This window comes from Bradyrhizobium sp. LA2.1, from assembly GCF_040547725.1.
Taxonomy (GTDB): Bacteria; Pseudomonadota; Alphaproteobacteria; order Rhizobiales; family Xanthobacteraceae; genus Bradyrhizobium; species Bradyrhizobium barranii.
In genome coordinates this window covers 370131-380777 of the sequence record NZ_JBEPQI010000002.1, presented here as the reverse complement: position 1 = coordinate 380777, position 10647 = coordinate 370131, and the positions used below count along the sequence as shown (strand labels likewise).

The 10647-nt window shown below is 65.9% G+C and carries 14 protein-coding genes and 1 pseudogene; 14 read left to right on the top strand and 1 reads right to left on the bottom strand.

What is annotated here, in order from left to right:
- The first annotated feature begins 28 nt into the window (after positions 1-28).
- The 14 genes and pseudogenes from ABIB95_RS04780 (at position 29) to ABIB95_RS04715 (ending at position 10053) form a co-directional block, all read left to right on the top strand.
- Positions 29-964 carry a peptidylprolyl isomerase family protein gene (locus ABIB95_RS04780; protein WP_071914642.1) on the top strand — a complete coding sequence of 312 codons (936 nt, stop codon included), beginning with the start codon at positions 29-31 and terminating at the stop codon, positions 962-964.
- Positions 964-1998: a 4-hydroxythreonine-4-phosphate dehydrogenase PdxA gene (gene pdxA / locus ABIB95_RS04775; protein ID WP_354238062.1), complete on the top strand. Its 1035-nt coding sequence runs from the start codon at positions 964-966 to the stop codon at positions 1996-1998. The genes ABIB95_RS04780 and pdxA overlap by 1 nt, the downstream gene beginning before the upstream one ends.
- On the top strand, positions 1998-2855 hold the full coding sequence (rsmA, locus tag ABIB95_RS04770; RefSeq protein WP_354238061.1) for a 16S rRNA (adenine(1518)-N(6)/adenine(1519)-N(6))-dimethyltransferase RsmA: 858 nt from the start codon (positions 1998-2000) through the stop codon (positions 2853-2855). Before pdxA ends, rsmA begins: the two co-directional genes overlap by 1 nt.
- 22 nt (positions 2856-2877) lie before the next feature.
- Positions 2878-3936, top strand: a complete 1059-nt coding sequence (locus ABIB95_RS04765; protein WP_071914648.1) for an alcohol dehydrogenase — start codon at positions 2878-2880, stop codon at positions 3934-3936.
- 168 nt (positions 3937-4104) lie between these two features.
- On the top strand, positions 4105-4266 hold the full coding sequence (locus tag ABIB95_RS04760; RefSeq protein WP_354238060.1) for a Flp family type IVb pilin: 162 nt from the start codon (positions 4105-4107) through the stop codon (positions 4264-4266).
- Between the two features lie 72 nt (positions 4267-4338).
- Positions 4339-4573: pseudogene (locus tag ABIB95_RS04755) on the top strand (hypothetical protein).
- 242 nt (positions 4574-4815) lie between these two features.
- Positions 4816-5526: a Crp/Fnr family transcriptional regulator gene (locus tag ABIB95_RS04750; protein WP_354238059.1), complete on the top strand. Its 711-nt coding sequence runs from the start codon at positions 4816-4818 to the stop codon at positions 5524-5526.
- A gap of 48 nt (positions 5527-5574) precedes the next feature.
- On the top strand, positions 5575-5790 hold the full coding sequence (locus ABIB95_RS04745) for a DUF6894 family protein (protein ID WP_063983687.1): 216 nt from the start codon (positions 5575-5577) through the stop codon (positions 5788-5790).
- A 106-nt stretch (positions 5791-5896) separates the two neighbouring features.
- On the top strand, positions 5897-6088 hold the full coding sequence (locus ABIB95_RS04740; RefSeq protein WP_063983688.1) for a hypothetical protein: 192 nt from the start codon (positions 5897-5899) through the stop codon (positions 6086-6088).
- Between the two features lie 33 nt (positions 6089-6121).
- Entirely contained in the window at positions 6122-6298 is a 177-nt protein-coding gene (locus ABIB95_RS04735; protein WP_166352756.1) for a hypothetical protein, read from the top strand.
- Positions 6299-6358: 60 nt separating this feature from the next.
- Positions 6359-6580, top strand: coding sequence for a hypothetical protein (locus tag ABIB95_RS04730; RefSeq protein WP_247311386.1), 222 nt, complete (start codon positions 6359-6361; stop codon positions 6578-6580).
- Positions 6581-6766: 186 nt separating this feature from the next.
- Entirely contained in the window at positions 6767-8113 is a 1347-nt protein-coding gene (locus tag ABIB95_RS04725; protein ID WP_354238058.1) for a caspase family protein, read from the top strand.
- Positions 8114-8141: 28 nt separating this feature from the next.
- Complete coding sequence (locus ABIB95_RS04720) at positions 8142-8654, top strand: hypothetical protein (RefSeq protein ID WP_354238057.1); 513 nt, start codon at positions 8142-8144, stop codon at positions 8652-8654.
- Between the two features lie 151 nt (positions 8655-8805).
- Positions 8806-10053: a hypothetical protein gene (locus tag ABIB95_RS04715; RefSeq protein WP_354238056.1), complete on the top strand. Its 1248-nt coding sequence runs from the start codon at positions 8806-8808 to the stop codon at positions 10051-10053.
- On the opposite strand, the gene gmk is transcribed toward ABIB95_RS04715, so the two are convergent.
- Positions 9986-10645, bottom strand: coding sequence for a guanylate kinase (gene gmk, locus ABIB95_RS04710; protein WP_085402853.1), 660 nt, complete (start codon positions 10643-10645; stop codon positions 9986-9988). The genes ABIB95_RS04715 and gmk overlap by 68 nt on opposite strands.
- Positions 10646-10647 lie beyond the last annotated feature (2 nt).

Here is a 10647-nt window from a genome sequence, read left to right as displayed (position 1 = left end):
CATCCCGGCTGACATGCGAGCGATAATCATGACGACCCAATTGCCTGTTTTTCGCCTCCTCCTCGCCATCGGTGCCGGGTTGATCCTCACCGGCCTGCCCGCGCCGTCGCGCGCGCAGAACATCGTCGTGATGGTCAACGGCGACCCGATCACCGATTTCGACATCGAACAGCGCTCCAAGCTCGACCAGCTGACCACGCAGAAGACCCCGAGCCGGCAGGAGGTCATCAACGAGCTGATCGACGACAAGGTGAAGCTCAAGGAAGGCAAGAAATACGGCGTCGACCCCGGCATCTCCGACATCAACCAGTCCTACGAGGGCATGGCGCAGCGCATGCGCATCACGCCGGATCAGCTCACCAAGTCGCTCGAGGTCAAGGGCGTCCGCCCCGAGACGCTGAAGGGCCGCATGAAGGCCGAGATGGTCTGGACCAGCCTCGTACGCGGCCGCTTCAAGGAGAAGCTGATGGTCGGCGAGCGCGACGTCGCGCAGGCCGTGCAGGCCCAGACCGGCGACAAGCTCCAGATCGAGGGCACCGAGTACAAGATGCAGCCGATCGTGCTGATCGTGCCGCGCGGCTCGTCCCCGGCGTTCCTGGAGACGCGGCAGAAGGAAGCCGAGACCTATCGCTCGCGTGTCGGAAGCTGCGAGGAAGCCAATTCGCTGTTCCGCTCAACGCCGAACGCCACCATCCGCGACACCGTCACCAAGACCACCGCGGAACTGCCCGACGCGCTTCGCAAGGTGCTCGACGACACCCAGATCGGCCACCTGACCGCGCCGGAGGTCACCAAGGCGGGCATCGAGATGGTCGTGCTGTGCTCGCGCAAGCCGACCATGATCGACACGCCGAAAAAGCGCGAGGTCCGCGAGAAGATGTATTCGGAGAAATACGAGAAGACCCAGAAGGCCTATCTCGATGATCTCCGGAAAGCGGCGATGATCGAATATCGCAACCGCTGATGGCCAACTTCGCCTTAGAACCTTCCATCAAGCCTTCGAAGCCCCTCGCCCTGACCCTGGGAGAGCCCGCCGGCATCGGCCCCGACATCACGATCGCAGCCTGGCTCAGACGCCGCGAACTGAACCTGCCCGCCTTCTATCTGCTCGGCGACGAGGCCTTCGTCGCTCGCCGCGCCAAGGCCCTCGGCGCCGATATCCGGATTGCCTCGGTAAGCGCCGGCGAGGCCGCAGCCGTCTTCACCGAGGCCCTGCCCGTGGTCGCAACGGGTGAGAGTGCGACAGCCGAGCCCAGCAAGCCCGATGAAGCGAGCGCGCCGGCCGCGCTCGCCTCGATCCGGCAGGCGGTCGCCGACGTCCGTGAAGGCCGCGCCGGCGCCGTCGTCACCAACCCGATCGCCAAGAGCGTGCTCTACCGCTCAGGCTTCCGCCATCCCGGCCACACCGAATACCTCGCCGAGCTCGCCGCAGAGAACGGCCGCGTGCCGCAGCCGGTGATGATGCTGTGGTCGCCGCGGCTCGCCGTGGTGCCCGTGACCATCCACGTCTCCTTGCGCGATGCGCTGGCCCAGCTCACCAGCGAGCTCATTGTCTCGACCGTGCGCATCGTCGCGACCGAGCTGAAATCCCGCTTCGGCATCGAAAGGCCGCGCATCGCGATCTCCGGCCTCAACCCGCATGCCGGAGAGGACGGCTCGCTCGGCCACGAGGAGCAGACCGTGATTGCACCAGCGCTCAAGGCGTTGCGTAGCGACGGCATCGAGGCGAAGGGACCGCTCCCTGCCGACACCATGTTCCACGAGGCCGCACGCAGCACCTATGACTGCGCCGTTTGCATGTACCACGACCAGGCGCTGATCCCGATCAAGACGGTCGCCTTCGACGACGCGGTCAATGTCACGCTCGGCCTGCCCTTCATCCGCACCTCGCCCGATCACGGCACCGCCTTCGACATCGCCGGCACGGCCAAGGCCAATCCGGCAAGCCTGATCGCGGCGCTCAAGCTCGCAAGCCGCATGGCGGCTGCGCAAAGCTGATGAGCGCGATCGACGACCTCCCGCCGCTTCGCGAGGTCATTCGCCAGCACGCACTGTCGGCACGCAAATCGCTGGGGCAGAACTTCCTGCTCGACCTCAATCTCACTGCGCGCATCGCGCGTGCCGCCGCGCCGCTCGAGGACTCCACCATCGTCGAGATCGGTCCCGGCCCGGGCGGGTTGACGCGCGCGTTGCTCGCGCTCGGCGCCAAACGCGTCATCGCCATCGAGCACGACGAGCGCGCGATCCCTGCCTTGCGGGATATTTCCGCGCGCTACCCTGATAGGCTCGAGATCGTGCATGGCGATGCCATGACCTTCGACCCGCGTCCGCTGCTCAATGGCGGAAGAGCAAAGATCGTCGCGAACCTGCCTTACAACATCGCGACCCAGCTCCTGATCGGCTGGCTCACGATCGACTCGTGGCCGCCCTGGTACGACATGATGGTCCTGATGTTCCAGCGCGAGGTCGGCGAGCGGATCGTGGCGCGCGAGGACGAGGAGGCCTATGGCCGCCTCGGCGTGCTCGCCAACTGGCGCTGCGAGACGAAGATCCTGTTCGACATTTCGCCCTCCGCCTTCGTGCCGCCGCCGAAGGTCACCTCCTCCGTCGTGCGGCTGGTGCCGCGCGCAGAGCCTCTGCCTTGCGATCGCAAGCTGCTCGAACAGGTCGCAGCAGCCGCTTTCGGGCAGCGCCGAAAAATGCTGCGGCAAAGCCTGAAATCGCTTCAAGCGGATCCCGCTCGCCTTGCCGCCGCCGCAGGTGTCGATGCGACGCACCGTGCCGAGACCATTCCGATATCAGGCTTTGTTGCCATGGCACGTGAATTGGCGGATATACGAAAGCAAGCTGGATAACAGGAATTTCGGAGGAAGGAATATGGCGTTGATGCGTCGGCAGTCCCTGGTCAAGTTCGATGCGCCCTTGTGCGAGACCATCGTCGACACGCCGAAGCCGAAAGGCCGCGAGGTGCTGGTACGCATCGAGCGCTGCGGCCTCTGCCATTCCGACCTGCACATCCAGGACGGCTATGCCGATCTCGGCGGCGGCAAGAAGCTCGACACCACGCGCGGCATGACGCTGCCCTTCACGCTCGGCCACGAGATCGCGGGCGTGGTCGACGAAGTCGGCTCGGACGTGCCGGCGAACCTCGTCGGAGCCAAGAAGGCGGTGTTCCCGTGGATCGGCTGCGGCCAGTGCCGCGACTGCGCCAATGGCGACGAAAACCTTTGCGCGAAGCAGCGCTTCCTCGGCGTCTCCATCGATGGCGGCTTCGCCACCCACGTACTGGTGCCCGACGCGAAGTACCTGCTCGACTACGATCCCCTGCCCGTCAACCAGGCCGCGACGCTGATGTGCTCCGGCGTGACCGCCTACGGCGCGCTCAAGCGCCTAGTCGACCGTCCGCGCCAGCGCAATCTGCTGCTGATCGGCCTTGGCGGCGTCGGCATGATGGGCCTGTCGTTTGCGCAGGCGATGTTCAAGCAGCCGATCACGGTGGCCGATCTCTCGCCGGCCGCACGCGAGACCGCGCTGAAGAACGGCGCAGCCGTCGCCTACGATCCGTCCGAGCCCGATGTGATCAAGCGCATCCTGAAGGAAACCGAGGGCGGCTTCGACGAGGTGGTCGATTTCGCTGGCAATGAGAAGTCGATGGCCTTTGCCGTGGCGGTCGCCGCGCGCGGCGGCAAGGTCGTCGTCTCCGGCCTGATGGGCGGCCAGTTCACCCTGCCGATGGTGCAATGGGTCTACAAGCGCCTGACAGTCGAAGGCTTCATGGTCGGCACGCTCACCGAAGCCCAGGAGCTGATGGCGCTCGCCCGCGCCGGCAAGATCAAGCCGACGCCGATGCGCGAGGAGCCGATGGGCGACGTCCAGAAATGGATCGACGAGCTGCGCGCCGGCAAGGTCGTCGGCCGCATCGTGCTGAAGAACTGACGCGCAGGAAACTCCAGGCAGGCTTAGCGGCGAGATGAGATCTCGCCGCCGCGTTTTCCTCCGCCGAATTAACCCGGAATTGACGCAAGCCCCGGTTCCAAATAGGGGAACCGGTCCATCGCGAACCAAACTCCTCGCCAGCTTTCTCCTTGGAATTCTGGTGAGGCCATGCAGACCATCCGCCGCTTCCTGGCCGATGAAACCGCAGCCACTGCGACCGAATACGGCCTGATCGCAGCCGGCATCGCGCTCGCGATCATCGCCGTGGTCAACAATCTCGGCTCGTCGTTGAAGTTGAAGTTCGGCTCGATCAGCACCTCGCTGAAGTAGCGCGAATCCAGCCCGCGCGCTGAAGGCACGCCGCCGCACGGAACGGCTGCGACCACACCGCGTTGGCAGCGCATGTCCATTCGTTGCACCGTCGAACGCATTCTTCATCGCCTGGAGCTTCCTGGAGCAGAGCGGCGAGCTCGGACCTCCGGACGAGACCGCGAACACCATTCTGGATGCCATCGAAGCGCAGCTCAGGACCGGTGAGCGCCGGCAGTTGATGCTCGCCAACAAGGCGATCGGTGCCTACCGCAAGCAGGTGGCCCAAAGCCGCCTCCTGGCCGAACGCCAGATCCGTCTCGGATAAGAGCCCGCGGCGCCCCACAAGCGCTGGCTCATTTGGAAATTCCGTAGTTCTCCGGATGAGAACAAAGTTCGCAGCGTGTCCTGCGGGCAACGCCGGACGGCGCGACGCCTCGCTGCTGCGAACTTTTCGGTTTCCCGCAAACACTTGTGTTCACTTTGGAACTGTCGGTTCCTGCGCGGAAACGTAGGGTTTTTCCTGGAGATGCCGATTCCCGGCCAACGAAGAGCCCAGAGACAAGAAGAGTGACCGGCCGGCCCAGGAACGATCTGCTGCGAAGGCTCAGCGCCCAGGATTTCGAGCTGCTCGCGCCGCACCTGCAATCGGTCGAGGTCGCCGCGAACCACGTTCTGCATCACGCCGGCGACGGCATCTCCGTGGTCCACTTCCCCTGCGGCCCTGCGTTCGTGTCGTTCGCGGTGCCGGTTGAGGATGACCGCGAGGTCGAAAGTCTCCTGGTGGGCCGCGAGGGCGGGGTCGGTCTTTCCGCAGGCCGCAGCCCGTCGCTGGCCTTTTCCCGCGTCGTCGTGAAGGTCGGCGGCACGCTGGTCCGCCTGCCGCTGCGCGCGCTCGAGCAGGCGCAGCAGCGATCGCCCAGCATGCATGAGATTTTTTCGCGCTACGCAACCTGCCAGTTCGCGCAGCTGCTCCAGACCGCGGCCTGCAACGCGGCGCATTCGATCGAGCAACGCGCGGCGAAATGGATCATCGCGGCCCGAGAGCATATCGGCAGCGACGAAATCCGCCTCACCCATGAGCAGCTCGCCGGCATGCTCGGCGTCTCCCGCAGCTATGCCAGCCGCGTCATCCAGACGTTCAAGGCCAGGCGCATCCTCGCGACCCGCCGCGGCGCCATCCTGATCCTCGATGCGCCGGCGCTCGAGACAAGCGCCTGCACCTGCAACGGTGCGGTGAAGAAGCACTTTCGCGAAGTGCTGGGACGCGCGGCGGGCTAGAACGATCCGCGCAGCCGGAACATATTCGCGTGGCCTGCATTGCCCGACATGGCGCGGTACTTCTTTCATTTCGAGGGCCAGCAACCTCACACCGACACGACCGGTGAAACGCTCCTCGACGACGATGCCGCCTGGCGCGAAGCCGTCCGCCTCTCCCGCGACGTCGAGCATGCGCTGCGCCCCGGCGACAGCTGGACGCTCAGCGTGTTTGACGGAAGCGAGCCTGTCTTCGTGCTTGCAATGGTGACACGGCGGTTTCGCTGACAGCCCTTCCCGTCGCCTCCGCACCGATCACATCAGACCACCAATTGGAACGCCGCGAATGTCCCATGCGTTGGCATCTCGTGAGGCAACGACGGAGTCAAAGCCCATGACGAAGCCGCTGACGAAAACGGTCAAGCCTGTTCCCGCGGAGAACCAGAGCCACAAGGGTCCCGGCAGCACGCCGTCAATTCCGCTCGACACCACCAAGGGCCATCGCGACGACGAGAAGCAGAACATTCGCGAACAGGCCGAGCACGGCAACATCACCCAGAACACCACGAACAGGCGCATGGGATAGTCAGGACCAGGGGCGAAGAGAGGAGACACGAACTTGGTCAATATCGGCAAATGGTACGATCCGATATCCGAGCGCTGGATCGCACCACGTGAATCACGACTGGAGGAAAAGTCCTCTCATGCAAGCGAGAACCACGTCCTTGAGCTGCAGCGGACCATCGAAGTTCAGCGCATCTGGCGCGCACTTGTCGATTGCTGCGCCCGCGACTGATGCTCTTGCGTGCACACCCCGGCGGAGTAACCGCCGCCGGCCGCGCCGTTGTATCCCCGCATGAACGATCCCGCATCACCCGCAGGGCCCGTCGCAACCGCGATGCGCTATCTGTCGACCATCGTCGGCTGCGCCTGCCTGCTGCTGGCCGCGATCTGCATCGCCATCGCCTGTCAGGTCTTCATCCAGACCGGCGTGTTCGCGCAGTCCTACGCGATGATGGGGCTGATCGGCACTGCGCTGGGGTGTCTAGCGCTGACGCTGGCGCGGGTGTGGAAGTAAACACCGATCCCCTCATCATTCCGGCGTGCGTGGCCCGGGGTGGATGCCCGGCACGAGCCCGGGCATGACGGCCCGTAACGCTCCCATGCGATTGCCCTGCACAGAATGTCGCACCGCTTTTCGCCGGCGCGCCGGGCTGGTAGATTGGCGTCATTGCCTTGAAGAATTTTCGCTTTGGGGGTTTTCATGCGCGCGAGGATTTTCAATCGCGTCGTGGGGCTGGCGGCGCTGGCCGCAGCCCTGCTTATCGCCGGGGCGGCGCCGGCCTCGGCCGAGAAGCGCATTGCGCTGGTCGTCGGCAACTCCGCCTACAAGAACATCACGCCGCTCGACAACCCGTCCAAGGACGCGAGCCTGATGGCGGAGACGCTTGCCGCGCTCGGCTTCACACTGGTCGGCGGGCGCGCCCAGCTCGATCTCGACAAGGGCGCGATGGACATCGCGGTGCAGAGCTTTGGCCGGCAGGTCCAGGGCGCCGACGTCGCGCTGTTCTATTATGCCGGTCACGGCGTGCAGGTCGCCGGCTCCAACTATCTCGTGCCTGTCGGCGCCAATCCGACGCGCGAGGCCGATGTCGATTTCCAGATGACCGACGTCAACCTCGTGCTGCGGCAGATGCAGGGATCGGGCACGCGCCTCAACCTCGTGATCCTCGACGCCTGCCGCAACAACCCGTTTGGCTCGCGCGGCCTGCGATCCTCCGACGGCGGCCTTGCGCAGATGCGCGCGCCGGAGGGCACGCTGATCTCCTACGCGACGCAGCCCGGCAACGTCGCGCAGGACGGCAGCGACGGCCACAGCCCCTACACCAAGGCGCTGGCGGCGACGGTCCGGACCGCGGGCCTCGACGTGTTCCAGACCTTCAACCAGGTCGGCCTCGCCGTGAAGCGCGCCACGTCAGGCGCGCAGCAGCCCTGGGTGTCATCCTCGCCGATCGACGGCACCTTCTATTTCGTGCCGCCGACGCAAAGCCCGCCGCCGCAGGTCGCGGCGATGCAGCCCGATCCGCTGCCGGCGGATCGGCTGCGCGCCGATCCCGATCGCGTGCCGCTGCGCGATGCCGCGCTGCTGAGCGAATTGAGCGAGCGGCTCTACGAGCTCAATTTCGATCCTGACTCGCCCGATGGACTGACCCGTGCGATCACCAAGCTCCAGCAGCGGATCTCGATGGCGCCGACGGGCGAGGCAACCGAAGGCCTGCTGCTGCGGATGCGCAAGATGGAGGATCTGAAGCCGTGGGGCTCGATCGTGTACGGGCCCGACAGCAGCAAATGGGGCATATCGTGGAACCACGCCTCGCGGCGCGCGGCGGTGGCGGATGCGCGCGGCAATTGCGCCGGTGCCAAATGTCCGATCGAGCTCTCCTTCTACGGCAACCGCTGCGGCGCGTTCGCGATATCAGACAAGTCCTGGTCGCTGGTCCAGCGCGACAGCATCCAGCACGCCAGGGATGCCGCGCTTGACGAATGCGGCAAGGCTGGCAAAGCTTGCCGCATTATCGGATCCGTCTGCGCCGACGGATCCGGCCGCTGATACCTTTTTCATTTCGGATTGTTTCCTCATGCCCAATGCGGTCGTCCGTACGATCGCCCTTGCGTCCCTCCTCAACCTCGCCCTCGCCTCGTCGTCCGCCTTCGCGCAGTCCGGCAGCGCCGGCGGCTCGATCGGCAACGACGAAAAGTCGCTGTCCGGCTCGCGCCAGGATACTTCTTCAGGCCGCTCGGCCGAACCGGCCGCGCCCTCACGCCGGAGCAAGCCGGCGACCGAGGAACGCTCGTCGCCTCGGCGAAGCGGAGGTGGCGGTGGAGGTGGCGGCGGTGGTTTCGACGGTGCCTGGGCGGTCGTCAGCGTTGGTTGCGGCGGCAGCACGAGCGGCGCTGTCGTCGTGAGCTCGGGCAAGATCATCGGCGAAGGCGTTCGCGGAACCGTCAGCACGGGCGGCTCGGTCAGCACGTTCGGCCAGGGCCAAGGCGTGACCTTTACCAGCGCGGGCCGACTCTCGGGCCGCAGTGGTTCCGGAACGTGGCGCCGCTCCGACGGCTGCGGCGGAACCTGGAGTTCGGCGAAGCAATAGCCCTCGAAAACGCCTGAATTCGCGGTGGAACGAACACCGCGCAGGCCCGATTCAAGCCACATCCTCTCCGGATTTGCGGCTCATTGCCACCCAAGTCTTTGATGACAAAGGGAAGGTAAAGAGTTGCGTTATGCGTAATCGGGAGACCAGGATGGGCAACCGCACCGCGAAGTTCATATCTGCGCTTGTCGGCAGCATCATCGCCGGCGCACCACTGGCCGCCGTGTCGCAGAATGCGCCGGAGGCAACGAGCTCGGCAAATGCCGCCAGCGACTGCCTCGCCTCGCCAAAGGGCGTCGCGCCGCAGGGGCAGCATTGGTACTATCGCCTGGAGCGCGGGAGCAAGCGGCAATGCTGGTATCTGCGCGCCGAAGGCGGCAAGGACAGCGCCAAGGCCGTGCAGACCGCGCAGGCTGCGCCCGATGCACCGACGGCAGATTCAGCAGCGCCGCAGCAGCAGCACCCAGTGCAAGACGCACGCGCCGAATATCTGACGCCGCAGGGCAATACCGCGCCGACGACGCCGAATGCGCCCGCACCAGCGAAAACGGCGCCGATGCAACAAGCTGCCACTCCCTCCGCCGACAGCAACGCGCAGCAGCCCCCGGTCGCCACGCGCTGGCCCGATGCCTCCGCCGCGGCCACGTCGCCCGCACCGCAAGCTGCGCCCTCTCCTGTCGCCTCGCCTGCGCCGCCGAGCGCGAAGCCGTCAAAATCCCCTGCCCCGGTCACGCTTACCGCGGCAGATGCCACCACCGATAAAGCGACCGGCTCGATCCAGACGCTGCTGCTCGTGATCGGTGGCGCGCTGGCGCTCGCCGGCCTCCTCGCCAGCATCATTTATCGCTTCGCAGGCGGACGACGCGTCCGAGTCCAGGATCGTCGCGTCAATTGGGACAATCGGGAGCCGAACGACGACGGCCGCGCACCCTGGCTCGAGGCGATGCCGACTGCCGCGCCGCGCGCGCAACAGCCGCGCCCGGTGGATTTCGATGCCGCCCGTCCCCAGGCGGCCGGGCGTCCCCGAGCTGCCCAGCGCGAAGCCACCCAGCGCGAAGCCGCGCAGCTCAAGGCGATCGATCACGCGATCGATGCCGCCGATCAGCGGGCGCCCCAAGCCAGCAACGAGGTCGCAGAGCTCGACGAGGCCAACATGTTCAACGGAGAGTTCGAGATCGAGGCATCGGCCCCCCGGCTCGCGGCCAACGACATCAATGGCAAAGAGTCGGCCAATCGCGATGACGATGTGCAGATCGAGGACGCCGTCGACGTCGACGTGATCACGGCGATGCTGGAACGGCTGGCGCAGGAAGGACCGCGCCTCGCGAAGCCTAACCTTGAAGTTGGCCTTGCAAACCTCGTACGAAACCAACGAGGCCAGTCCGCCGCTCGCGCTTGAGGCGCTCGGCCTTCAGGATCGACTGCACCTCGGCAAACGCCTCGTCGACCGCGTGGTTGATGACGATGTAGTCGTACTCGGCCCAGTGGCTCATCTCGTGGCTGGCGCGGCTCATGCGCTTGCGGATCACCTCGTCGGAATCCTGCGCGCGCGAATGCAGCCGCTTCTCGAGATCGGCGGCCGAGGGCGGTAAGATGAACACGCTGACGACGTCCGCGCGCGCCTTCTCGCGAAGCTGCTGGGTGCCCTGCCAATCGATGTCGAACAGCACGTCCTGCCCGGCCGACAGCGCCGCCTCGACCGGCGCACGCGGCGTGCCGTAGCTGTTGTCGAACACCGTCGCCCATTCCAGCAGCTCGTCGCCCTTCACCATCGCGTCGAACCTGGACTTGTCGACGAACAGATAGTCGCGGCCGTCGACCTCGCCCGGCCGCATCGCCCGCGTGGTCGCGGAGACCGACATCCGCAGGCCGGGCATGCGGTCGATCAGCAGACGCGACAGCGTCGTCTTGCCCGCGCCCGACGGCGAGGACAGCACGAACATCAAACCACGCCGCTCGACACCGTCAGTTCCGTGACCGCCCGTCGTCATCG

What these genes read in the sequence shown, in the direction of transcription:
- ABIB95_RS04780 (WP_071914642.1), top strand. Translation starts at nt 29, where the DNA reads ATGACGACCCAATTGCCTGTTTTTCGCCTCCTCCTCGCCATCGGTGCC.
- pdxA (WP_354238062.1), top strand. Translation starts at nt 964, where the DNA reads ATGGCCAACTTCGCCTTAGAACCTTCCATCAAGCCTTCGAAGCCCCTC.
- rsmA (WP_354238061.1), top strand. Translation starts at nt 1,998, where the DNA reads ATGAGCGCGATCGACGACCTCCCGCCGCTTCGCGAGGTCATTCGCCAG.
- ABIB95_RS04765 (WP_071914648.1), top strand. Translation starts at nt 2,878, where the DNA reads ATGGCGTTGATGCGTCGGCAGTCCCTGGTCAAGTTCGATGCGCCCTTG.
- ABIB95_RS04760 (WP_354238060.1), top strand. Translation starts at nt 4,105, where the DNA reads ATGCAGACCATCCGCCGCTTCCTGGCCGATGAAACCGCAGCCACTGCG.
- ABIB95_RS04745 (WP_063983687.1), top strand. Translation starts at nt 5,575, where the DNA reads ATGGCGCGGTACTTCTTTCATTTCGAGGGCCAGCAACCTCACACCGAC.
- ABIB95_RS04740 (WP_063983688.1), top strand. Translation starts at nt 5,897, where the DNA reads ATGACGAAGCCGCTGACGAAAACGGTCAAGCCTGTTCCCGCGGAGAAC.
- ABIB95_RS04730 (WP_247311386.1), top strand. Translation starts at nt 6,359, where the DNA reads ATGAACGATCCCGCATCACCCGCAGGGCCCGTCGCAACCGCGATGCGC.
- ABIB95_RS04725 (WP_354238058.1), top strand. Translation starts at nt 6,767, where the DNA reads ATGCGCGCGAGGATTTTCAATCGCGTCGTGGGGCTGGCGGCGCTGGCC.
- ABIB95_RS04720 (WP_354238057.1), top strand. Translation starts at nt 8,142, where the DNA reads ATGCCCAATGCGGTCGTCCGTACGATCGCCCTTGCGTCCCTCCTCAAC.
- ABIB95_RS04715 (WP_354238056.1), top strand. Translation starts at nt 8,806, where the DNA reads ATGGGCAACCGCACCGCGAAGTTCATATCTGCGCTTGTCGGCAGCATC.
- gmk (WP_085402853.1), bottom strand. Translation starts at nt 10,645, where the DNA reads ATGACGACGGGCGGTCACGGAACTGACGGTGTCGAGCGGCGTGGTTTG.